General features: G+C 71.5%; 23 protein-coding genes. 6 read left to right on the forward strand and 17 right to left on the reverse strand.

Features of this window, described 5'->3' with window-relative positions:
• Positions 1 to 250: 250 nt before the first annotated feature.
• From speB to M8C17_RS26450, 7 genes are read right to left on the reverse strand one after another with little or no spacing between them, the layout of a single operon-like run.
• Entirely contained in the window at positions 251 to 1,264 is a 1,014-nt protein-coding gene (speB, locus tag M8C17_RS26420; RefSeq protein ID WP_252419263.1) for an agmatinase, read from the reverse strand.
• Positions 1,261 to 2,463: a saccharopine dehydrogenase family protein gene (locus tag M8C17_RS26425; RefSeq protein WP_252419264.1), complete on the reverse strand. Its 1,203-nt coding sequence runs from the start codon at positions 2,461 to 2,463 to the stop codon at positions 1,261 to 1,263. The genes speB and M8C17_RS26425 overlap by 4 nt, the downstream gene beginning before the upstream one ends.
• Complete coding sequence (locus M8C17_RS26430) at positions 2,463 to 3,884, reverse strand: FAD-binding oxidoreductase (protein WP_252419265.1); 1,422 nt, start codon at positions 3,882 to 3,884, stop codon at positions 2,463 to 2,465. Before M8C17_RS26430 ends, M8C17_RS26425 begins: the two co-directional genes overlap by 1 nt.
• Positions 3,881 to 4,723: an ABC transporter permease gene (locus M8C17_RS26435; protein WP_252419266.1), complete on the reverse strand. Its 843-nt coding sequence runs from the start codon at positions 4,721 to 4,723 to the stop codon at positions 3,881 to 3,883. Before M8C17_RS26435 ends, M8C17_RS26430 begins: the two co-directional genes overlap by 4 nt.
• Positions 4,720 to 5,634, reverse strand: coding sequence for an ABC transporter permease (locus M8C17_RS26440; protein ID WP_252419267.1), 915 nt, complete (start codon positions 5,632 to 5,634; stop codon positions 4,720 to 4,722). Before M8C17_RS26440 ends, M8C17_RS26435 begins: the two co-directional genes overlap by 4 nt.
• Positions 5,631 to 6,779 (reverse strand): ABC transporter ATP-binding protein, encoded by a 1,149-nt coding sequence (locus tag M8C17_RS26445; protein WP_252419268.1) that lies wholly within the window; start codon positions 6,777 to 6,779, stop codon positions 5,631 to 5,633. Before M8C17_RS26445 ends, M8C17_RS26440 begins: the two co-directional genes overlap by 4 nt.
• A 5-nt stretch (positions 6,780 to 6,784) precedes the next feature.
• Entirely contained in the window at positions 6,785 to 7,969 is a 1,185-nt protein-coding gene (locus tag M8C17_RS26450) for a spermidine/putrescine ABC transporter substrate-binding protein (protein ID WP_252419269.1), read from the reverse strand.
• A 204-nt stretch (positions 7,970 to 8,173) separates the two neighbouring features.
• Between M8C17_RS26450 and M8C17_RS26455 the strand changes: the two genes are divergently transcribed.
• Entirely contained in the window at positions 8,174 to 8,686 is a 513-nt protein-coding gene (locus M8C17_RS26455) for an Lrp/AsnC family transcriptional regulator (protein WP_252419270.1), read from the forward strand.
• Positions 8,687 to 8,771: 85 nt separating this feature from the next.
• On the opposite strand, the gene M8C17_RS26460 is transcribed toward M8C17_RS26455, so the two are convergent.
• Genes M8C17_RS26460 through M8C17_RS26470 form a run of 3 tightly spaced genes read right to left on the reverse strand, consistent with a single transcriptional unit; the run spans position 8,772 to position 9,908 of the window.
• Positions 8,772 to 8,960, reverse strand: a complete 189-nt coding sequence (locus M8C17_RS26460) for a DUF397 domain-containing protein (RefSeq protein WP_252419271.1) — start codon at positions 8,958 to 8,960, stop codon at positions 8,772 to 8,774.
• A 1-nt stretch (position 8,961) separates the two neighbouring features.
• Positions 8,962 to 9,150 (reverse strand): DUF397 domain-containing protein, encoded by a 189-nt coding sequence (locus M8C17_RS26465; RefSeq protein ID WP_252419272.1) that lies wholly within the window; start codon positions 9,148 to 9,150, stop codon positions 8,962 to 8,964.
• The gene (locus M8C17_RS26470) at positions 9,141 to 9,908 is read right to left on the reverse strand and encodes a DUF5753 domain-containing protein (protein ID WP_308209592.1); all 768 of its coding nucleotides are present in this window, start codon (positions 9,906 to 9,908) and stop codon (positions 9,141 to 9,143) included. Before M8C17_RS26470 ends, M8C17_RS26465 begins: the two co-directional genes overlap by 10 nt.
• A 266-nt stretch (positions 9,909 to 10,174) precedes the next feature.
• On the opposite strand from M8C17_RS26470, the gene M8C17_RS26475 reads away from it, so the two are divergent.
• A complete protein-coding gene (locus tag M8C17_RS26475) occupies positions 10,175 to 11,521 on the forward strand; it encodes an aspartate aminotransferase family protein (protein WP_252419273.1) in 1,347 nt (448 codons plus the stop codon).
• The gene (locus tag M8C17_RS26480; protein WP_252419274.1) at positions 11,506 to 12,912 is read left to right on the forward strand and encodes an FAD-binding oxidoreductase; all 1,407 of its coding nucleotides are present in this window, start codon (positions 11,506 to 11,508) and stop codon (positions 12,910 to 12,912) included. Before M8C17_RS26475 ends, M8C17_RS26480 begins: the two co-directional genes overlap by 16 nt.
• A 152-nt stretch (positions 12,913 to 13,064) precedes the next feature.
• Here the strand turns inward: M8C17_RS26480 and M8C17_RS26485 are convergent, their stop codons facing one another.
• Entirely contained in the window at positions 13,065 to 13,439 is a 375-nt protein-coding gene (locus M8C17_RS26485; RefSeq protein WP_089017640.1) for a DUF3499 domain-containing protein, read from the reverse strand.
• Between the two features lie 153 nt (positions 13,440 to 13,592).
• On the opposite strand from M8C17_RS26485, the gene M8C17_RS26490 reads away from it, so the two are divergent.
• Positions 13,593 to 14,042, forward strand: a complete 450-nt coding sequence (locus tag M8C17_RS26490) for a metallopeptidase family protein (protein WP_252419275.1) — start codon at positions 13,593 to 13,595, stop codon at positions 14,040 to 14,042.
• A 54-nt stretch (positions 14,043 to 14,096) separates the two neighbouring features.
• Here M8C17_RS26490 and M8C17_RS26495 read toward each other — a convergent pair whose 3' ends face one another.
• The 6 genes from M8C17_RS26495 to M8C17_RS26520 form a co-directional block, all read right to left on the reverse strand.
• Positions 14,097 to 14,354 carry a WhiB family transcriptional regulator gene (locus M8C17_RS26495; RefSeq protein WP_007455784.1) on the reverse strand — a complete coding sequence of 86 codons (258 nt, stop codon included), beginning with the start codon at positions 14,352 to 14,354 and terminating at the stop codon, positions 14,097 to 14,099.
• 468 nt (positions 14,355 to 14,822) lie between these two features.
• Entirely contained in the window at positions 14,823 to 15,152 is a 330-nt protein-coding gene (locus tag M8C17_RS26500) for a phospholipase (RefSeq protein ID WP_252419276.1), read from the reverse strand.
• A gap of 19 nt (positions 15,153 to 15,171) precedes the next feature.
• Positions 15,172 to 16,566, reverse strand: a complete 1,395-nt coding sequence (locus M8C17_RS26505) for a DUF4331 domain-containing protein (RefSeq protein WP_252419277.1) — start codon at positions 16,564 to 16,566, stop codon at positions 15,172 to 15,174.
• Positions 16,567 to 16,620: 54 nt separating this feature from the next.
• Entirely contained in the window at positions 16,621 to 16,899 is a 279-nt protein-coding gene (locus M8C17_RS26510) for a hypothetical protein (RefSeq protein WP_252419278.1), read from the reverse strand.
• Between the two features lie 160 nt (positions 16,900 to 17,059).
• Positions 17,060 to 19,570: a bifunctional FO biosynthesis protein CofGH gene (locus M8C17_RS26515; protein ID WP_252419279.1), complete on the reverse strand. Its 2,511-nt coding sequence runs from the start codon at positions 19,568 to 19,570 to the stop codon at positions 17,060 to 17,062.
• 144 nt (positions 19,571 to 19,714) lie between these two features.
• A complete protein-coding gene (locus tag M8C17_RS26520; protein ID WP_252419280.1) occupies positions 19,715 to 20,647 on the reverse strand; it encodes a hypothetical protein in 933 nt (310 codons plus the stop codon).
• Between the two features lie 98 nt (positions 20,648 to 20,745).
• Here M8C17_RS26520 and cofD point away from each other — a divergent pair, with 98 nt between their 5' ends.
• Together cofD and M8C17_RS26530 are read left to right on the forward strand one after the other, a co-directional pair.
• The gene (gene cofD / locus M8C17_RS26525) at positions 20,746 to 21,747 is read left to right on the forward strand and encodes a 2-phospho-L-lactate transferase (protein WP_252419281.1); all 1,002 of its coding nucleotides are present in this window, start codon (positions 20,746 to 20,748) and stop codon (positions 21,745 to 21,747) included.
• Positions 21,744 to 22,832 (forward strand): coenzyme F420-0:L-glutamate ligase, encoded by a 1,089-nt coding sequence (locus tag M8C17_RS26530; protein ID WP_252419282.1) that lies wholly within the window; start codon positions 21,744 to 21,746, stop codon positions 22,830 to 22,832. Before cofD ends, M8C17_RS26530 begins: the two co-directional genes overlap by 4 nt.
• The last annotated feature ends 11 nt before the right edge of the window (positions 22,833 to 22,843 follow it).

Here is a 22,843-nt window from a genome sequence, read left to right on the forward strand (position 1 = left end):
CGCGCCTGTCACCTGCGCCATTCGCTCCGGGCGAGATGATCGGTGGGCAGGCATCTCGCGACCGACCGTGCCGGACCAGCGCCGAGTCGACAGCTTCGGCGACCCCTCGGTCCGGTCGGGCAGGACCGATCGCTTGGCCCCAGGTACGGATCAAAGCCGCAATACCGGCGTGACACCTGATCCTGGGGGAGGTGTGCCGGGAGTTGCCAGGCATCTCCGCCGACGTGTCGGGTTGCCGTCAACACCTCGGTCAGCGGGCGTCCAGGAGTGGCTGGTGAGGGTTCCATGGTGGACCGCCCGCGGCATCGCGGCGGCGACGGGCGATGGCCGAGAGCGCCTCCAGGACCACCCGGTTCCCCAGGTACGCGGTGATGTCGGCGTGGTCGTACGGCGGGGCGACCTCGACGACGTCCACCCCCACCACGGGCAACTCGTAGCAGACTCGACGGACCGCGTCGAGCAGTTGCCGCGAGGTCAGGCCGCCTGGCTCCGGAGTGCCGGTGCCGGGTGCCATTCCGGGGTCGACCACGTCCACGTCGACGGAGAGGAACACCCCCTCGCACTCATCGACCGCGATGGCGAACGCCTCGGTGAGGCACGTGTCGAGCCCTCGGGCGACCAGCTCGGTCATCTCGTAGGACCGCATCCGCTGCTCGGCCATCCACGACAGGATGTCCGGGCCCGGCCAGTAGCCACGCAACCCGATCTGGAGGAACCGGTCGCCGCGTACCGCGCCGGACTCGATGAGCCGGCGCATCGGCTGGCCGTGCCCGTGCAGCGAGCCGAACTCGATCTCGCCGGTGTCGGCGTGCGCGTCGAAGTGCACCAGCGACACCCGGCCGTGCCCGTGCTGCCGGGCCACGCCGGTCGCGTCCGGCAGCGCGATGGAGTGGTCGCCGCCGAGCACCACCGGTATGGCGCCCGCGGACGACGCGGCGTACACCGCGGCCTCCAGGGCGGCCAGGGAGTGTTCGATGTCGCCGGAGAACATCTCGACGTCGCCGGCGTCGTACACCCGCAGGTCGCGGAGCGCGTCGACGCGCAGCGCGAGCGACGGGCGGGAGCCGTCGTGGGCCAGGTAGCACGCCTGGCGGATCGCCGACGGCCCGAACCGGGTGCCGGGCCGGTGGGAGGTGCCGCCGTCGAAGGGCGCCCCGATGATCACGACGTCCGCGTCGGTGTACGACGCCGGGTCGTCGAGGGCGCACCGGTCCACACCGAGGAAGGTGACGTCCGGCCCGTACATGGCTCCGTATCGGCTCATCGCTCCTCCATCCCCCACGGCGAACCGTAGGCGGCCAGCAGGTCGAGGAACGGCACCGGAGGTAGTGCCTCCGGGCCGAGCACCCCGACGCCGGACCAGGCGCCGCTGGCCAGCAGTTCCAGCGCCACCACCGGGTTCACCGCCGTCTGCCAGACCACCGCCTGGTGGCCGTACTCCCGCATGGACCACTCGTTGTCGACCACGTGGTACAGGTACACCTCCCGGGGCTGCCCGTCGAGGCCCAGTCCACGCACCCAGGTGCCGGCGCAGGTCTTGCCGCGCATCCGGTCGCCGAGGGTGGCCGGGTCGGGCAGGCAGGCCGCGACCACGTCGCGAGGGGACACCTCCACGCCGCGCACCCGGACCGGCGAGACAGCGTCCAGGCCGAGCTTGTGCAGCGTCCGGAGCACGTCGATGAACTCGTCGCCGAGGCCGTACTTGAAGGTGACACGGCGGGCCTTGACCCAGCGCGGGATGAGCAGCACCTCCTCGTGCTCGACGTTGACGCACTCGACCGGCCCGATCCCCTCCGGGAAGTGGAAGACCTCCGGCTCACTGAACGGCTCGGTGGTGTACCAGCCCCGGTCCCTCTCCCAGACCACCGGCGGGTTGAGGCACTCCTCGATCGTGGTCCAGATGGAGAACGACGGCGCGAAGTCGTAGCCGTCGACGGTGAGGTTCGCGCCGTCCCGCACGCCGATCTCGTCGATCTCGCTGAACAGCTCGTCGGCGGCGTAACGGGCGAACACGTCGGACAGGCCCGGCTCGACGCCCATGCCGCACAGCGCCAGCCGTCCCGACCCGGACCACGCGTCGGAGCGGGCGAACTGTTCGTCACCGAGCAGCACGCCGGTCTCGGCGTACGGGCGGGACGGGTGCGGGTGCGACAGCGACATCGCCATGTCGAGGTAGTCGGCACCGGCCTCGAACGCGCCGTCGAAGATCGGCATGACGAAGCGCGGGTCGACGGCGTTGAGCACGTGGGTGATCCGGTGCTCCCGGCACAGCGCGGCGACCGCGTCGGCCGAGGAGGCGTCCACCCGGGCGGTGACGAAGCGGTCACCCCGCCCGGCGACCGCCCGCTCGGCGCGGCCCAGGTCGTGGTCAGCGACCACCATGGTGTCGAAGAAGGACCGTCGGGCGGCGATGGCTACGGCGGCGGAGCCGACGCCACCGGCGCCGACGAGCAGGACACGCATCAGGAATCAAACCCCAAACCGAGACGATCGAGAGTACGGAGCCAGAGGTCGCGCCGGCCCTCGCGCGCGTCGGCGCGGGCCAGAGACCAGCGGGTGAGATTGATGCCGATCGCGCGGACGGGTTCCGGCGGGAACGGCAGTGGCTTGCTGCGGACCAGGTCGAGCCGGGTCAGCGGGGTGTCCCCGCCGGCCAGCAGGTCGAGCAGCACCCGGGCGGAGAAGCGGGTGGCCCCCACGCCGAGGCCGGTGTAGCCGGCGGCGTACGCCAGTCGGCCGCCGTACGCGGTGCCGAAGAACGGGCAGAACCGGGTGCAGGTGTCGATGACGCCACCCCAGCGGTGGCTGAAACGCACGTCGGCGAGCTGCGGGAAGGTGGTGAAGAAGTGGGCGGCGAGGGTGGCGAAGGTGGCCGCGTTCTGCTCCAGCTCGGGCGCGACCCGGTTGCCGTAGTGGTAGACCGCGTCGTAGCCGCCGAAGAGGATCCGCCCGTCGGCGGTGATCCGGTAGTAGTGGAACTGGTTGCCGGTGTCGGCCAGCCCCTGCCGGTTGCGCCAGCCGATCGCGTCCCGTTGCTCCGGGGTGAGCGGTTCGGTCATCAGCACGTGGTCGTAGACCGGCACCACGTACGCCCTCAGTCGGCGCAGCAGTGGCGGGAAGGCGTTGGTCGCCAGCACCACCCGTGGCGCCCGCACCGACCCGGGGGCGGCGTCCGGCCCGCCGGCCGTCCGCGCGAGCAACGCGGCGCCGTCGGCGCGCAGCCCGGTGACCCGGGTGTGCTCGTGCATCCGTACGCCGAGGTCGAGGCAGGCGCGGCGCAGCCCCCACGCGAGCTTCGCCGGGTCCAGCATGGCCACCCGGTCGGCGTCGAACATTCCGCCCAGGTACGTCGGTGAGTTGACCTCGCCCCGCACCTCGTCGCGGTCGAGCAGCCGCACGTGGTGGCCGTACCGGCGGGCCAGTTCCGCGTCGGCCGCGAGCCCGGCCAGCTGGTACGGCTCGACGGCGACGGCGAGTTCGCCGGTGCGTTCGAAGTCGCAGTCGATGCCGAATGCGGCGACCGTGGCGGTGATGGCGTCCAGGTTCTCCCGGCCGAGGCGTTCCAGCTCAGCGACCTCGCCGGGGAAGCGGTCGACGCCGTTGGCCAGGCCGTGGGTGAGCGAGGCGGCGCAGAACCCACCGTTGCGCCCCGACGCCGCCCAGCCACAGGTGCCCGCGTCGACGAGCAGCACGTCCCGCTCGGGGTCGGCCTGCTTGGCCAGCAGGGCGGCCCAGAGCCCGCCGTACCCGCCGCCGATCACCAGCAGGTCGGCGTGCTGCGGGCCGGCGAGTGGCGGCAACGGGTCGGGGCGGTCCGGACGGTCGAGCCAGTACGGCACGGGCGCCGCGTCGGCCAGCGCCCGGCCGGTATGCGGAAGGGTCATGACGGCCGACGCGCCGGGCTGCTCTGCACCGGGCCGGCCAGCAGGTTGGCGCGTCGGGCCCGCCGGCCGCGCAACGAGCTGAGCCCGACCAGCAGCAGCGCGATCGCGAACATCGCGGTGCCGATGACGTTGACCTGCGGTGGGATGCCCCGCTGGGCAGCGCCCCAGACGTACATCGGGAACGTGACGGTGGTGCCGGCGTTGAAGTTCGTGATGATGAAGTCGTCGAAGCTCAGCGAGAAGGCGAGCAGCGCGGCGGCCACGATCCCGGGCAGCACCAGCGGCAGGGTGATCCGCCGGAACGTCTGCCACTCGCTGGCGTACAGGTCCATGGCGGCCTCCTCCAACCGCCGGTCCATCCCGGCGAGCCGCGCCTTCACGGTGACGACCACGAACGAGACGCAGAACATCACGTGCGCGATGACGATCGTCCAGAAGCCCAGCGGCACCCCGGCGGAGACGAAGAGCGCCAGCAGCGAGGTGCCCATCACCAGCTCCGGAGTGGCCATCGGCAGGAAGATCAGCACGTTGATGCCGGACCGGCCACGGAAACGGTGCCGGACCAGCGCGAACGCCATCAGGGTGCCGAGCACCGTGGCGACGACGGTGGCGATGAAACCGATCTGCACACTCCGGACGACCGCGTCGCACATGTCGGAGGTGGCGCACGGCTGGCGCCAGTTGTCCAGGGTGAACTCGTTGAAGTCGTACGACAGCCGGCTCGACGGGCGGTTGAACGACAGCCCCGCCACCACCAGGATCGGCAGCGCCAGGTAGCCGAGCACCAGCAGCGCCACGATCATCACCCAGCGGTCGGCCAGCCAGCGGGAAACCCTCACAGCACCTCCTCCGTGCCGGCCCTGCGCAGGTAGCCGAAGACCACCGCGAGGATCGCCGCCATCAGCAGGAACGACAGCGCGGCGCCCTGCGGGTAGTCCAGCCGGACCAGGAACGCCGAGTCGATGACGTTGCCGATCATGTACTCGTTCGGCGTGCCGAGCAGCTCGGCGTTGATGTAGTCGCCGCTGGCCGGAATGAAGAACAGCAGCGTGCCGGCGATCAGGCCGGGCATGGACAGCGGCAGGGTCACCCGACGGAACGCCTCAACCGGGCTGGCGTACAGGTCACTGGCCGCCTCCAGCAGCCGGTAGTCCAGCCGTTCCAGGCTCGCGTACAGCGGCAGCACCAGGAACGGCAGGAAGTTGTACGTCAGGCCCAGCACCACCGCGAACGGGGTGGCCAGCAGCCGACCGTCCGGGGCGAGCAGGTGCACGTCACGCAGCAGACCGACGAGCGCGCCGTTGTCCGACAGGATGGTCTTCCAGGCCAGTGTGCGCACCAGGAAACTGGTGAACATCGGCGCGACCACGCAGACCAGCAGCAGGTTCTTCCACCGGCCGGCCTTCTGCGCGATCGCGTACGCCAGCGGGTAGCCCAGCAGCAGCGCCAGCACCAGGGCCACCCCGGCATAGCCGAACGAGCGCAGGAACTGCGGCCAGTACGCCTGCAACACGTCCGGGTAGTTGCCGAACGCCCACGTCATCGCGTAGCCGGTGGAGAGCGAGCCGCTGGGGTCGTACAGGCTGGCCGAGGCGAGCTGCACCAGCGGCACGCCGAAGAAGACCAGCAGCCAGGCCGCGCCGGGCAGCAGCAGCAGGTACGGCAGCAGGCGGTACCGCCCGGACCGGGCTGCCGGCGGCTCGGGCGGCGGCTGCCCCGACCCGGTGGGCACCTGGGCCAGGAGGGTCACGACGACGCACCCACCGGCTCGTCGAGCACCGGCGAGGTCCGATCGCTGTCGGCGACGTCCCGGGGCAGCAGGAACGCGTGCCGCGGATCCCAGTACGCCACCGCCTCGCTGCCCACCGGCACCTGCGCCACCGCTCCGCTGTTGGCCGCGAAGACCGACAGTTCGGTGCCCCAGCCGGTGCGCAGCAGGTACTGCGTGCTGACTCCGACGTAGGAGGCGTCGGTGACAACCCCGGTGACGTGCTGGTGGCCGGCGGGCACCTGGTCGGCGGAGCCGACCAGATGCAGCTTCTCGGGGCGTACCCCCAGGTGGACCGCGCCCCGGTCGGCCCGGGCGCGGCCGGCGGGCACCGAGAAGCGCCCGCCGTGCGCCGTCACCGCGACCTCGCCCCCGGCGGTGCCGGCGGCCTCGCCGGCGAGCAGGTTGGACTGGCCGAGGAAGTTCGCCACGAACGCGGTGGCCGGGAACTCGTAGATGTCGGCCGGAGCGCCGAGCTGCTCGATCCGGCCGGCGTTCATCACCGCGACGGTGTCGGCCATGGTCATGGCCTCCTCCTGGTCGTGCGTGACGTGCACGAAGGTGATGCCCACCTCGGTCTGGATCCGCTTCAACTCGATCTGCATCTGCCGGCGCAGCTTCAAATCGAGCGCGCCCAGCGGCTCGTCGAGCAGCAGCACCTGCGGCCGGTTGATCAGCGCACGGGCCAGCGCGACCCGTTGCTGCTGGCCGCCGGAGAGCTGGGCGGGCCGGCGGTTGCCGTAGCCGTCGAGCTGCACCAGCGACAGCATCCGCAGGACCTCGTCGTCGACCGAGCGGATGCCACGCCGACGCAGGCCGAAGGCGACGTTCTCGAAGATGTTCAGGTGCGGGAAGAGCGCGTAGCTCTGGAAGACGGTGTTGACCGGGCGCTTGTACGGCCGCAGCCGGGCGATGTCCCGGTCGCCGAGCAGCACCTGGCCACTGGTCGGTTCCTCCAGGCCGGCGATCATCCGCAGCGTGGTGGTCTTGCCGCAGCCGGACGCGCCGAGCAGGGCGAAGAACGAGCCCTGCGGAACGGTCAGACTGAGGTCGTCGACCGCGGTGAAGATGCCGAACCGCTTGGTGAGGTTGGCCAGGCGCAGGTCGCCGGCGGGTGTCTCGGCCATCCCCGTCACGCTCCGATGACCTGCTGGAACTTGCCCTCGTACTCCTTCTCCTGCTTCTCGTCCAGGGCCATGAACACCTTGGACTTCGACAGGAGCGCGTCGTCGGGGAAGATCAGCGGGTTGGCCGCCAGCTCGGGGTCGATCTTCTCCATCTCGGCCTGGGCACCCTTGACCGGGCAGATGTAGTTGACGTACGCGGCGAGCGTCGCCGCGACGGCCGGCTCGTAGTAGTAGTTGATCAGCGCTTCGGCGTTGCCCTTGTGGGTGGCCTTGTTGGGGACCATCATGTTGTCGCTGAACAGCATCACGCCGGAGTCGGGGGCGACGAACTGCACCTTCTCGTTCTCACTCGAGAGCTGGATGACGTCCCCGGACCAGCCGATGCACGCGGCGATGTCGCCCTTGGCCAGGTCGGGTGCGTAGTCGTTGCCGGTGAACTTGCGGATCTGCCCCGAGTCGACGGCCTTCTTGAGCTTGTTGAGCGCGTCGTCGAACTGGGCGGCGGTGAAGTTGGCCGGGTCGTGCCCGTTGGACCCGAGCAGCAGGCCCATGGTGTCGCGCATCTCGCTCAGCGCCGTCACCTTGCCCTTGAGGTCCGGGCGGGTGAGCAGCTCGTCGACGGTGCGCAGCTCCTTGGTGACGCTGCCGTTGTACGCCAACCCGGCAAGGCCGGACTGCCAGGGGATGGAGATCCGGTTCTCGCTGTCGAACGAGCGGTTGAGCAGCGACGGGAGCAGGTTGGCCTGGACATTCGGGATCTTCGCCGGGTCGAGCTTCTGGATCCAGCCGAGCCGGATCATCCGGGCCGCCATCCAGTCGGTCAGCACGATGATGTCCCGGTCGGTGCTCTGGCAGGCCGCGAGCTGGTTCTGCACCTTGCCGAAGAACTCGTTGTTGTCGTTGATGTCCTCGGTGTACGTGACCTGGATGCCGGTCTTGGCGATGAAGGCGTCCAGACTGGGCCTCTTGGACTCGTCCTTCTCGTCCACGTCCATGTACTGGGGCCAGTTGGAGAAGGCAAGCTTCTTCTCGGTGCCGGAAAGGTCTTCGCTGACGCAGCCGGCCTCGGTCTGCTGGGCACCCTTGGTGCCACAGCCGGCCAGGCTGCCGCCAGCGGCGAGCAACGCGGCCGAACCGAGGGTGCCGGTGAGCAGTCCACGCCGGGTGAGGGGCCGGAGGGGAGTACGCATGACGACTCCTATGGGGTCATCGTCGGCGGCGGGACGGGGGTGGCGCGCCGGCGGGGAGGTCAGTGCCATGGACGACTGATCCTGACATGAGGTGACCTCCCTTACAAGGGATTCCGTTGCGGGAATAGCGATGGACGACGAAATACGCCAGACTGCGCGGGGACACACGCGCGACATCACGATTCGGGACATGGGGAGCGCACGATGACGAACCGGCAGCACGAGAACGGCAACGGCGGCCGACGCGTCGCTGTCCGTGAAGGTGCCAATCACGCTCTGCTGGACGACGTGGCCAAGCAGATCATCGAACAGCTCCAGGAGGACGGCCGCCGGCCGTACGCCACCATCGGCAAGGCCGTCGGGCTCTCCGAGGCGGCGGTCCGCCAGCGGGTGCAGCGGCTGCTCGACTCGGGCGTGATGCAGATCGTCGCCGTGACCGATCCGCTCCAGCTCGGATTTCCCCGGCAGGCCATGATCGGCCTGCGCACCGACGGGGACCTGGAGGCGGTGGCCGACCGGCTCGCCGAGTTGGAGGAGGTCGACTACGTGGTGATCACCGCGGGGTCGTTCGACCTGCTGACGGAGGTGGTCTGCCGCAACGACGACCACCTGCTGGAGATCCTGCAACGGCTGCGCGCCGTGCCCGGGGTGCTCTCCACCGAGGCATTCGTCTACCTCAAGCTGCGCAAGCAGACCTACACCTGGGGTACGGCCTGAGGCTCACAGCTTGATCCACTCGACGTCCAGGATGTCGCGGTGTCCCCGTGGTCCCGACGCCCCGACTTCGATGAATGCGAGTGAATCAACGAGCGTTTTGGCGGAAAGCGCCGACGAAGGACGCCCAGGCGGCCGGCACGAAGGTCAGAGTGCCGCCGTCGCGGTCCTTGCTGTCCCGCACCAGCACCAGACCGGGCAGGTTGTCGGCCACCTCGACGCAGTCGCCGCCGTTGTTGCTGCTGCGGGTGGCGGTGCGCCAGCGGGCGTCGGTCATCTCACCGCTGCCGCAACTGCTCGACGAAATAACTCCAGGAGGTCGGGGCGAAGGTGAGCACCCCGCCGTCGCGGTCCTTGCTGTCCCGCACCAGCACCCGATCCGGCAGGTTGTCGGCCACCTCCACGCAGGCACCACCGTTGTTGCTGCTACGGGTGGCGGTGCGCCAGCGGGCGTCGGTCATGTCCATGTCTCGGCCACTTCCCTGATCAGCTCGGTCGAGCGTCGCTGGGGCAGCGCCTCGCCTGCGACGCTCTCCCACCTGCGTCCCAGGTTAGCGATGTCGATGGGATCGGATATGACCTGACCACGGAGTTGGTTGTCGAGATACGCCAATTCCGTCCCATCGGGCAGGCGACCCAACACGAAGGGCCCCGCTAGACCGGTGTGCCACGGGTTCTCGGCCGGGATCACCCGCACCTGCACGTGCCTCCACTCGGCGAGGGCCGCCAGGTGGGCCAACTGCCCGGCCATCACGGCGCGGTCGCCGACCGGCCGGCGCAGCACCACCCCGTCGATCACCACGATGAGCTGCGGAGGCATGTCGTGGCCGAGGACCGCCTGTCGCTCCAGCCGTCCGGCCACGATTTGGTCCACGTCGGACGGCGCGAGCAAACCGCCCGTGTTCAGCACGGAACGGGCGTACCCCTCGGTCTGGAGAAGGCCCGGGACGAGCAGCGGCTCGTACCACCGGATGGCGGTGGCGTCCTGTTCGAGTTCGGCCCAGGGGCGAAACCAGGGCAGGTCGCACGATAGCCACGGTGGGTAGCCGTGTCCGCCGTCTACCGGCGTGTTGCGGTGGGACGTGTTGGCGCGCGTCCAGGACGCTCCACGAACGCCCCGAAGGCGTCCCGACCCGCCCCGGGTTGATCCACTCGACATCGCCGAAGTCGCGGCATCAACCGCACCGGAACACCCCCAGGTCGCCGACCGGGAGTGGATCAGCATGCGAAACCACGGCACCCGTCACCTCCGCCGCCGCCTTTGCTCTGCTTCAACCCACGCAACGCCCGGTGTCCGCGCGAACCAGAGCCCCGAGCCGCGCGCTCGTGGTGCGAATTCCGTTGCGCAGACCTCTGCCACTCGCTGATTCCGTTGCGCTCGGGCCAACAGGCCACCGATACCACTTGCTTCGGAGCCCGAGACTGTGCGATAACCGTGGGCAGAGCGGCCGGCGTCACCCCTTGGACCGGCCCGTTACCGATGGGGCTGACATGGCCAACGCCACCGACCACCTCTGGATGCACTTCACCCGGATGGCGAGCTACTCCGCCGGCGAGGTGCCGACCATCGTGCGCGGCGAAGGCGCGTACGTGTGGGACGCGCAGGGCCGTCGCTACCTGGACGGGCTCGCCGGGCTCTTCGTCGTCAACGCCGGCCACGGCCGCACCGAGCTGGCCGAGGCGGCCGCGAAGCAGGCCGGTGAGCTGGCGTACTTCCCGCTCTGGTCGTACGCCCACCCCAAGGCCGTCGAGCTGGCCGAGAAGATCGCCACGCTCACCCCCGGCGACCTCAACCGGGTCTTCTTCACCACCGGCGGCTCCGAGGCCGTCGAGGCGGCGTGGAAGCTGGCCCGGGCCTACTTCAAGCGCACCGGCCAGCCCAACAAGTACAAGGTGATCAGCCGGTACATCGCCTACCACGGCACCTCGATGGGCGCGCTGTCGATCACCGGCCTGCCCGGCATCAAGAGCGACTTCGAGCCGCTGGTCCCCGGTGCGATCAAGGTGCCGAACACCAACTTCTACCGGGCGCCGGAGCACGGCGACGACGCCGAGGCGTTCGGCCGCTGGGCCGCCGACGAGATCGGCCGGGCCATCGAGCGGGAGGGGCCGGACACCGTCGCCGCCGTCTTCCTGGAGCCGGTGCAGAACTCCGGCGGCTGCTTCCCACCCCCGCCCGGCTACTTCGAGCGGGTCCGGGAGATCTGCGACGCGTACGACGTGTTGCTCGTCTCCGACGAGGTCATCTGCTCCTGGGGGCGGCTCGGCGAATACTTCGGCGCGGTGCGCTACGGCTACCAGCCGGACATCATCACCACCGCCAAGGGCATCACCTCCGGTTACGCCCCGCTCGGCGCGATGATCGCCAGCGACCGGCTGATGGAGCCGTTCCTGACCGAGACCGGCATGTTCGCCCACGGGGTGACCTTCGGCGGCCACCCGGTCTCCTGCGCGGTGGCCCTGGCCAACCTCGAGGTCTTCGCCCGCGAGGACCTGGTCGGGCACGTACGGGCCAACGAGGACGCCTTCCGGTCCACCCTGGAGAAGCTCCACGACCTGCCGATCGTCGGCGACGTTCGCGGCGACGGCTACTTCTACGGCATCGAACTGGTCAAGGACAAGACGACCCGGGAGACCTTCGACGAGGCCGAGTCGGAGCGGCTGCTGCGGGGCTTCCTCTCCACGGCCCTGTTCCAGGCCGGGCTCTACTGCCGGGCCGACGACCGGGGCGACCCCGTCGTGCAGCTCGCCCCGCCGCTGATCGCCGAGCAGCAGCACTTCGACGAGATCGAGCAGATCCTGCGCACGGTGCTTACCGAGGCATGGGCACGACTCTGAACGGTGACGCCGCCGGGGACTACCGGGAGCTGTCGTACTGGCTGTCGACACTGGACGAGCCGCTGACACCGCGACCGGCGCTGCCCGGCGACACGGACGCCGACGTGGTGATCGTGGGTGCCGGCTACACCGGGCTGTGGACCGCGTACCACCTGGCGCGGGCCGAGCCCGGGCTCCGGGTCGTCGTTCTGGAGAGGGAGATCGCCGGGTACGGGGCGTCCGGCCGCAACGGCGGCTGGTGCTCGGCGCTCTTCCCCACCTCCCTGACCGGGTTGGCCCGCCGACACGGCCGGGACTCGGCGGTCGCCATGCAACGGGCGCTGCACGACACCGTCCGGGAGGTGGGCCGGGTCGTCGCAGCCGAGGGCATCGACTGCGACTGGGCCGACGGCGGCACCGTCACCCTGGCGCGTACCGGCCCGCAGCTCGCCCGGGCGCGGGCCGCCGTGGACGAGGCCCGCGCGTTCGGCTTCGGCCCGGAGCACCTGGCGTTCCTCGACGCCGGCGAGGCCGCCGCCCGTTGCGCCGCCGAGGGGGTACGCGGTGGGACGTACACCCCGCACTGCGCGGCCGTGCACCCGGCGAAGCTGGTCCGTGGTCTCGCCAGGTCGGTGGAACGTCTCGGAGTGACCATCCACGAGCGCACCCCGGTCGCCTCGATCCGGGCCGGCGCGGCGGTCACCGCGAGCGGCACGGTACGGGCGCCGGTGGTGGTCCGGGCGACCGAGGGGTACACGCCCACGCTGCCCGGTCAGCGGCGCGCCGTGGCACCGGTGTACTCGCTCATGGTGGCCACGGAGCCGCTGCCGGCGGAGACCTGGGCACGGATCGGGCTGGCCAAGCGGGAGACGTTCTCCGACCACCGACACGTGATCATCTATGGGCAGCGGACCGTCGACGGCCGGCTGGCGTTCGGCGGGCGCGGTGCTCCGTACCATTTCGGGTCCCGCGTCTCCCCCGACCACGACCGGGAGCCGCGGGTCTTCGCGGCGCTGCGGCGGACACTCGGGGAGCTCTTCCCGGTGCTCGGCCCGGACGTGCCGGTGACGCACACCTGGGGCGGCCCGCTGGGTGTGGCCCGGGACTGGGCGGCCTCGGTCGGCTTTGACCGGGCCAGCGGGCTGGCCTGGGCAGGCGGCTACGTCGGGGACGGGGTGGGGTCCAGCAACCTCGCCGGTCGCACCCTGGCCGACCTGATCCGCGGCGAGCACACCGAGCTGACCACCCTGCCCTGGGTGAACCACCGCTCACCCCGCTGGGAGCCGGAACCCCTGCGCTGGCTGGCGGTGAACGCGGGCCTCCGGGTCATGGCCTCCGCCGACGGAGCCGAAGCCCGCACCAACCGCCCGTCCCGCCGAGCAGCAACCTTCTCCCGCCTCCTGGGCAACTAACCAACCCCCTCAGCACCCACCCCACCCCACCCCACCCCGCCCGGTTGATCATGAAGTTATTGCCCCTCGCCTCGGCGAGTCGTGGCAATAACTTCATGATCAACGGGAGGGCCTGGTTCGGCGCACCGTGGGGTGGGGCGGTGTGGGGTGGGTTAGTGGTTGGGGGGGATCACGCGGAGGTGGCCCCGGCGGCCGGTGGAGTGGGACTGGTCGGGGTGGGACCGGTCGTGGGGGTCCTCGGGCGGGCGGGGGGCCGGGCGGGCGGCCTCACGGACCGCCTCGGCCAGCGCGACCAGGTCGTCCGTGGTCGGCGGCGGCGGCTCGAACTCGCCCTCGTGCCGGACCACGTCCCAGCCCCGCGGCGCGGTCAGGCTGCGGGCGTGCGGCTCACACAGGTCGTAGGTGTGCGGCTCGGCGAAGGCCGCCAGGGGACCCACCACCGCTGTCGACTCGTTGTAGACATAGGTCAATGTGGCGACCGCTTGCCGGGGGCAGCCGTTACGGGAGCAGCGCCGTGGTGACCTCACGTGCGGCAGGGTATCTCCATTACCGGGTCCGGCGCATCGCTTCGCGTTGCGACACGCCCGTCGTGGTGATCACAGTTGACCGTCCTGGGCGCGCCGCGCCACGGGAGCGGCGCTGCCGCTGGCCAGCCCGGCGCGGGCGCTACCCTTTGCCTCATGACGAGCCCGGAACACCGCCGCCCCGGCTCCGGCCGGCGTGGGCACCGCGACCGGCACGGACGCGGCCTGCGCGGGCGGCTGGTGCCGGCCACCGTGCCGCTGGCGCGGACCAAGGCGGAGGTCTTCGACGACCTGGTCCTGGACACCGTCGAGACGCTGGAGCGCCGCTTCGCCAAGGAGCTGGCCGGCGTCGAGTTCGCGGTCGAGGACGTGCCGCCGGACCTGAACGTCTACGACTCCGACGTGCTGGAGGACGGCGAGGTCCCGCTGGCGCGGCTGCTGCCCGGCCGCCCCGGGCGGCAGGAGGTGCCGCCGCGGATCGTGCTGTACCGACGGCCCCTGGAGTTCCGGGCGATGGACCGCGAGGACCTCGCCGACCTGGTGCATGACGTGATCATCGAACAGGTGGCGAACCTGCTCGGGGTCGACCCCGACGAGCTGGCCTGAGTCGTCCCCGCGCGGCCGAGCCGGGCGGCCCCCACCGCCCCGACCCGACACCGCTCAGGCGGCCCGCCGCTTCAACTTGCGCCGCTCCCGCTCGGAGAGCCCACCCCAGATGCCGAACCGCTCGTCGTGACCGAGAGCGTATTCCAGACATTCGGTCTTGACCTCGCAGCGCGAGCAGATCCTCTTCGCCTCGCGGGTCGAGCCGCCCTTCTCGGGAAAGAACGCCTCGGGGTCGGTCTGCGAGCACAGCGCCCGCTCCTGCCACTCCGGCGCGTTTCCGAGCAGGTCGGCCACCTCAAGCTGGCCGTCCATCAAATGCCTCCTTGTCGCGCACCGGCGTCATCGCCGCTGCAACCCCCCACGCGAAAGGCGTGCTTGTCCGTCCGGTCCCGTTTTGTTGCGTTCCGTGCGAACAACCCCATTCAAATTACACGCGTGTAATACGTGCGCCGTCAAGCCAAACTTGATAATGGAGTCGCCCTCCCGACACCTCGAACGACCCATCGGGTCGTCCAGCCTCGCAACCTGCCCTATCGATTCAGACCCCGGCCGAGTAACGCCCTCTCCGGCGAGTTGCACGACTTTTCTGCCGTGGCGCTCCCGCGGCAGTCCGCCGCCACGGCGCCGCCAGAAACATCGACCGGCCCCCTCTCACAAAGCTGATCTTGGTGGGCAACAGGTTAACGCGGCACGGCCCAGACTGCCCGTCGAGCGATGGACAGCGCTCGCGCCCCGTCCACCATGTGGACGGGGCGCGAGCGGAGAACGGGTGCGGTGGAGTCAGCCGGAAGCCGCCAATCCCCTGCTCGGCCACACGAACTCGGCTATCGCTCCACCATGGACAGAAACCGTCCCGGCCGACGTGTCGTTGTCCCACCAGACGGTATAGATGCCCGCGGGCAGATCCGGGTAGACCGCACTGTGGAAGGAGCCGTCCCGTACCCGTCGCTCCCGTACCGCCGAGTGGGTCCGCCGGTCACCGTCCCGGCTGATCTCGATTTCCCGGCCGTGCAGATCCCGGCCCGTGTAGACGATGAGAGCTCCGGTCTCGCCGCCCAGATCGAGGACGACACTCCCGGTCTCGGACGGCCCGTACGCGTGCTCGTGCATCCGCTGCTCCCCCGCGTGGTCAGGACGACGCCGGCGGGTTGTTGAACCCGTCGTACGGCGTACCCAGGTAGGGGAAGTTTCCGAGGAACGGGGCGGTCACGTCGGCGGCGCTCAACCCCGGGGTGAGCGCGGCCGCCGCCGCGTCCGGACGGAACGTCCTGTCCACCAGCGGGACGGTCAACCCGGCGATCGCCCGCAGCGCGATGCTCACCACGTCGTCGCCGACCCGCCGCCCGTTCGGGAAGCCGGCCAGGTCACCGCCGAGCACCCCGAACCGGTCTGGACGCGGAGTCGGCGGGATCGCCGTGTTCAGCCGGAGCATGTCGGCCTGCACGTCGCCGGTGGCGTTGGTGAAGCCGTCGATCAGCCCCGCCGGCACACCGGTGAGCAGGATCGCCACGAGGTCGGCACGGGCCTTCTTGGCCTTGGTGAGCCTGTCCAGGTTGGGGAAGACGTCCGGGTAGAGCGCCGGCAGCAGCGCCGCCAGCTCCGGCTGCTCGACGAACTGCGCGAACCGCTTGTCCTCCGACGGTGGCAGCGAGTTCCACAGGTCCTTCTTGGACATCGGCACGATGACCTCGTTGAACAGCGGATTGCCCAACCGGGAGACCTGGGTGAACGGGCCGGTGGCGGTGTCCGCGGCGGCCCGGTCACCGAGCACCCGGACCTGCCGGCGGGACGCCGACGTCCACACCCCGATCACCGACGCGCGGTCGGCCGCGCCGTACCGGTTGGCGCGCCGGCGCACCCGGCTCAGCGGCACCTGCACCGCGATGCTGTGCACGTTCATCCGGTCGGTGGCGTTGACCGGCTCACCCTCGGCCTTGAAGATCTTCTTGCCGGCCACGTGCAACTGCTGGAACGGCCGCAGGGTGCCGAGGTCGAAGATCGCTCCCAGGTCGACGAAGAAGCCGTCGGCGCGCTGCCCGGCGAAGACCCGCTCCCCGGTGGAGAGCGAGTAGGTGGCCTGCCGCACCAGCTCGGCGTACTTCGGGGTGGAGAGCGGCCCGACGTTGCACGGCGGGCAGGGCAGCTTGTGCGCCAGCCGGTGCTCCCGGCCGTCGGCCACCCGGGTCAGGCTGTAGAACTGCCGCCGGTTCCAGTTCCTGCTGTCCAGCGACTCGATCGGGCCGGTGTTGTAGAGAAAACTGTTCGGGTTGGTGATCTCAATGGTGAATTCGAACCGGTAGGTGACATCCGGACGGCCGTCGCCGTCGTTGTCGATATGGATCTCGTAGCGCACGTCGTCACCGAACTCGAAGAAGTTCGGGCCCCCGGAGGGGAGCTGCAGCGGCACGTAGTTGGCGATCAGCGTGACCGAGTCGGGCTTGTCGGGGCTCACGAACGCGTACAGGTCGGAGCTGTCGGCGACCGGATCCTTGGCTATCTCCGGGGCTTCACGGTGGGAAGACATGACGGACCAACCTCACTGGGCGGGGACAGGGTGACGAGCGGAGTGAGCGCCGGGTCAGCGCCGGGCGGCGCGCCGCAGCTGGTCCGCAAGGCCACGGTCACGTACCTCGATGCGGGACTCGCCGACGAAGACGTCCATCGTTCCGCTGGCGGCGTCACGCAGGTGCACGACGATCGGTTCGTCGGCCCGGGCGGCCGCGCCCGGGGCGTTCTGCGCGGCTGACAGGCCCGGCACGGTGAGGGCCGCGGCACCGAGGGTGGCGCTGGCCGCGGCGGTCAACGTCTGCCGGCGGGTCAGTCGCGGCCAGGGCCGCTTCCGCTGATCACTGGTCATGGGCAACCTTTCGGCGGCGGCGCGAACGCGCCCGCTCAGACGGACGGGTCCCGCGCCGCCTACCGACGCCGCCGGGCCCCAGGGGGACACCGGCGGCGGCCCTCGCCGCGACCGCCGCCGGCACCGCTTGGTACGGCCGGTGGCGGGAAAAGGTTCGACCTCAGGGCCGGACGTGACCGTACGCGGTCGTCCGCTTGCGGGCTGGACGTCCGGCCGCCACCGCGATGGCCCGCAACTGCTCCTCGGTCCGCGCCGAGCCGTTGCCCGAGCCGGCCATCCGGGAGATGGTCTCCTCCATCAGCGTGCCGCCCAGATCGTTGCAGCCGCCCTGGAGCATCGCCACCGTGCCCTCGTCGCCCAGCTTCACCCACGAGCACTGGATGTTGTCGATCCGGCCGTGCAGCAGCAGCCGGGACATCGCGTGCACCACCCGGTTCTCCCGCCAGGTCGGCCCTGGCCGGGCGATGCCGGCCAGGTAGATCGGGGCGTTGGTGTGCACGAACGGCAGCGCCACGAACTCGGTGAAGCCGCCGGTGCGGTCCTGCACACCGGCCAGCACCCGGAAGTGCGCCAGCCACTGCCCGGGGTGGTCGACGTGGCCGTACATCATCGTGGAGCTGGACCGGATGCCCAGCTCGTGGGCGGTGCTGACCACGTCGACCCAGGCGGCGGCCGGCAGTTTGCCCTTGGTGAGCACCCAGCGCACGTCGTCGTCGAGGATCTCCGCGGCGGTGCCCGGGATGGTGTCCAGACCGGCCTCGCGCAGCTGGGTCAGCCACTCGCGTACGGGCACGCCCGCCTTCGCGGCCGCGGTGACGATTTCCATGGGCGAGAACGCGTGCACGTGCATCTCGGGCACCCGGGCCTTGATCGCACGCACGATGTCGGCGTAGCCGGTGACCGGCATCTTCGGGTCGATGCCGCCCTGGAGGCAGACCTCGCTGGCACCGGCCGCCCACGCCTCCTCGGCCCGGTCGGCGACCTGGTCGACGGAGAGCCGGTACGCGTCGGCGTCGCGCTCCCGCTGGGCGAAGGCGCAGAACCGGCAGCCGACGTAGCAGACGTTGCTGAAGTTGATGTTGCGGTTGACCACGTAGGTGACGTCGTCGCCGACCGCGTCCCGGCGCACGTCGTCGGCCAGCCGGCACAACTCGTCCAGCGTCGGCCCGTCCGCCGCGAACAGCGCCAGCGCCGCATCGGTGTTGCCGGGCTCCAGCAGCGCGGCCGGGTCGTCGGCGGCAAGGCGCAGCCCGGCCCGCAGGTCGTGGTCGCCGGCGAGGGCGGCCGGCCCGGCGGTCACCTTCGTGGCGACCTCCGCCCAGTCCCCGTAGACGCTGTCGAAGTCGCCCCGCCGGTCGTCCGTCCGACCGGTGGTGTCGATGGTGGCGTGCAGGTCGACCCGCCCGCCGAACACCTCCTCCGGCTCCTGCCAGGGGCGGCCCTGCGGACGGGCCGACTCGACCGCCAGCCCGGTGGCCGGGTCGGCCAGCGCGCTCACGTGCGGCAGTAGCCGCGGGTCGAGCCACGGGTCGCCGGCGCGCACGTACTCGGGGTAGATGGTCAGCCGCTCGCGCAGGGTGAACCCGCCCAGCTCGGTGTGCCGGGCCAGCTCCTCGATCTGCGGCCAGGGGCGTTCCGGGTTGACGTGGTCCGGGGTGAGCGGGGAGACGCCACCCCAGTCGTCGATGCCGGCCCGCAGCAGCAGGCCGTACTCCCCGGCGATGAGGTTCGGCGGGGCCTGGATCCGGGCCCTCGGGCCGAGCAGCAGCCGGGCCACCGCCACCGTGGCGGCCAGGTCGTGCAGCTCCGCGTCGGGCATGCCGCGCATCGCCGTGTCCGGCTTCGCGCGGAAGTTCTGCACGATCACCTCCTGGAGGTGGCCGTACTCCCGGTGGGCGCGGCGGATCGCGAAGAGCGCGTCCACCCGCTCGGCCGGGGTCTCCCCGATGCCGATCAGGATGCCGGTGGTGAACGGCACCCCCACCCGGCCGGCGTCGTCGAGCACCCGCAGCCGGACCGCCGGCTCCTTGTCCGGGGAGCCGAAGTGCGGGCCGCCCGGCTCGGACCAGAGCCGCGTCGCCGTGGTCTCCAGCATCATGCCCATGCTCGGCGCGACCGGCTTGAGTCGTTGCAGCTCCGACCAGGACAGCACGCCGGGGTTGAGGTGCGGCAGCAGGCCGGTCTCCTCCAGCACCGCGACCGCGCAGGCGCGCAGGTAGTCCAGGGTGGAGTCGTAGCCGCGCTCGTCCAGCCAGGTCCGGGCTGCCGGCCAGCGCTCCTCCGGCCGGTCACCGAGGGTGAACAGGGCTTCCTTGCAGCCCTGGGCGGCGCCGGCCCGGGCGATGGCCAGCACCTCGTCGCGGTCCAGGAAGGGCGCCGGCAGCCGGTGCGGCACGGTGGCGAACGTGCAGTAGTGGCAGCGGTCCCGGCACAGCCGGGTCAGCGGGATGAAGACCTTCTTCGAGTACGTGACCACGCCCGGCCGGCCGGCCTCGCGCAGCCCGGCGTCGCGGATCCCACCGGCGACCCGGAGCAGCTCGTCTAGCGCCTCACCGCGGGCGGAGAGCAACGCGGTCGCCTCGTCGACGTCCAGCGCCCGACCGGTCGCGGCCCGGCCCAGGGCCCGCCGCACACTCGCCTCGCTCGGACCGGAGTGGGTGCGATCAACCATTCGCTCAGCCTATGCGTTGCGCCGGTCGGCCCCACCGGTCCCGGCCCGCAGGGTGGGAAAGGGCACGCCGGTCCTCTTGATGGTCAGTGGTCCGGCGGATCCGCCGACGACCCACCGACCATCAAGAGACCTGCCGGAGCCGGCTCAGCGTGGCTGTTCCGGGTGCTCGCCCGGGTTGATCCGCTGGGTACGGTCGCCGTCGGAGTCACCGGGGCGGGCGATGGCCTGGGTCGGGTCGGCGGACTGACGCGGGATGGCCTGGGTCGGGTCGGCCGACGGTGGCTGCCCGAACGGCGGTGCGGCCGGCGCGGGCGGCGCCGACTGCGGCGCGGGGTTGGCCGGCGGCGCGGACTGCGGGAACGGCGGAGCCGACTGCGGGAACGGCGGCGTGGACTGCGGGGCCGGCTGGAACGGCGGCGAGGGCTGGCCGTACTGGCCGGGGTACTGCGCCGGCGGGTAGCCGCCGGGCTGACCGGGTGCCGGCCATCCGCCCGCCGGCTGGCCGCCGGGCTGCCCCGGAGCGGGCCAGCCACCCTGCTGCTGCGGCCATCCCGGCTGCGGCTGGCCGTAAACGCCGGGCTGGGGCTTGGGCCGGGGAACGTAGTAGAGGGCACGCCAGAGCGTGTAGACCACCCAGGCGGCGACCGCGAAGATCATCAGCCAGGCGAACCGGCTGAGCACGCCGAGCAGCGCGTCCAGCACCTCGGCCTCGGCCAGCCGACCCACCGTCCAGATCAGCATGGTCAGCGCGCCGAACAGCGCGCTGACCGCGTACTCACCGAGGGCCACCTGCGTGATCAGCTTCGCCTTCGGCAGCACCGGCGAGACGTGGGTGGCCAGCAGCACCGCCAGCAGCGGCAGAGCCACCGCCTCCACCCCGACGAACGCGAAGAAGGTGCTACCCGCGCGGCCGGTGAAGTCGCTGTAGTCGTTCGGGCTGAGCAGCCGCAGCAGGCCCACGAAGAGGAACACGGCGTTGGCGCCGAGCAGCGCGAGCGCAGCCAGTTCGCGTAGTGGCTTGGTCAGCTGACGGGCCTGCGTCGCGTCGGTGGACGCGGGCTCGGCGGGGCTGGTCACGAGCTCCCCCTCGGGGCATGGACGGACAGGGCGCACGTGAGCCTAGTCTCCCGGGCCACCGGCGGACCGGAGGCGTCACGTGCGCGAGGATGGTCGACATGCGCATCGTGGTACTGGCCGGCGGCATCGGTGGCGCCCGGTTCCTGCTCGGCGTCCGGGCGTACGCCCGCGAGGTCGGCGCCGAGGTGACCGCCATCGTCAACGTCGGCGACGATCTGTGGCTGCACGGGTTGAAGATCTGCCCCGACCTGGACAGCGTCATGTACACCCTCGGCGGGGGCGCCGACCCCGAGCGGGGCTGGGGCCGGGTCGGGGAGAGCTGGACGGTCAAGGAGGAGCTGGCCGCGTACGGGGCGGAGCCGACCTGGTTCGGCCTCGGCGACAAGGACATCGCCACCCACCTGGTGCGCAGCACCATGCTCAACGCCGGTTACCCGCTGCACGCGGTCACCGAGGCACTGGCGACCCGCTGGGAGCCGGGCGTACGCCTGCTGCCGGCGACCGACGACCGGCTGGAGACCCACGCTGTCGTGAGCGGGAGGAGTGAGCTTGCGAGCCCCGCACCCGCGAACAGCGCTGGCACCGTCGACGGCGGCGAGGGCCAGCGGGCGATCCACTTCCAGGAGTGGTGGGTGCGCCACCGGGCCGACATCCCCACCCACCGCTTCATCTTCGTCGGGGCGGAGACGGCGAAGCCGGCCCCGGGCGTGCTGGACGCGATCGGCGCGGCGGACCTGGTGCTGATCGCGCCGAGCAACCCGGTGGTGAGCGTCGCGCCGGTGCTGGCCGTGCCCGGCCTGCGTGAGGCCGTGGTCGACGGACCCGCCCCGGTGGTGGGCCTCTCGCCGATCATCGGCGGCGCACCGGTGCGCGGGATGGCCGACCGCTGCCTCGCCGTGCTCGGTGTCGAGTGCAGCGCGGCCGGCGTGGGTCGGCTCTACGGTGGCCGGGCCGACGGCGGGCTGCTGAACGGCTGGCTCGTCGACGAGGAGGACGCGGGCACTCTCGTGCCGGAGGTGACGGTCCGCGCGGTGCCGTTGCGGATGACCGACGAGGCGGCGACGGCGGCGATGGTCCGCGCCGCGGTGGAGTTGACGTGAGGCTGGAGATCCTGCCGGTGCTGGGCATCGGCCACGTGACCGAGGGCGACGACCTAGCGGCGCTGATCGCCAACGCGGCGCCCTGGCTGCGCGACGGCGATGTGCTGGTGGTCACCAGCAAGATCGTGTCCAAGGCCGAAGGGCGGCTGGTCGACGTACCGGCGGACGGACCCGAGCGGCTCACCGCCCGGGACGAGGTGCTGGCGGCGGAGACCGCCCGGGTGGTGGCCAGCCGGGGGCCGACCCGGATCGTGCAGACCCACCACGGTTTCGTGATGGCCTCCGCCGGGATCGACGCGTCGAACGTGGACAAGACCCGGCTGGTGCTGCTGCCGGTGGACCCGGACGCCTCGGCCCGGGCACTGCGCGCCGCCCTTCAGGAGCGCTTCGACCTGGACGTCGCCGTGATCGTCAGCGACACCATGGGTCGGCCCTGGCGCAACGGGCTCACCGACGTGGCGCTCGGAGTGGCCGGGATGCCGGCCATCCGCGACCACCGGGGCGAGGTGGATCCGTACGGCAACGAGTTGCAGCTGACCCAGATGGCCGTGGTGGACGAGCTGGCCGGCGCCGGCGAGCTGATCAAGGGCAAGTGCGACCAGGTCCCGGTCGCGGTGGTGCGGGGCTACCTCTCCGCCACCCGCCCGGACGACTCCGGCGGCGCCCGTGCGCTGGTCCGCGATGCCGCACAGGACCTCTTCTCCCTCGGTACGGCCGAGGCGCGGGCCGCCGGGCTGGCCGACGCCGTCACCCTGGCCGACGCTCCCGGCCAGACCCCGGCCGATCTCGCCGCCGTCCGTCGGGCGATCGACGCGGTGGCCGGGGCGGTCGCCCCCGGCACGGTCTTCACCCTGGTCGAGGACGCGGAGGTACGCGCCGGTCTGATCGCCCAGGTGCCCGGCTGGCCGGGCGACGCCACCGCCCTGGTGCTCGGCTCGGCACCGGCCCCGGTCGACCCGATGGACCTGGTCCGCCTCGGTGCCGACCTGCACCGGCTGCGGATCGCCCTGACCGCCGAGGGCGTCGGGTCGGTCCTGCTCCCCCCGCCCGCCGGCAGCCCCGCCAGCGCCGCGCTCGCCCTGTAGGCGACCGGCCG

This window comes from Micromonospora sp. RHAY321 (genome assembly GCF_023896955.1).
GTDB lineage: Bacteria > Actinomycetota > Actinomycetes > Mycobacteriales > Micromonosporaceae > Micromonospora.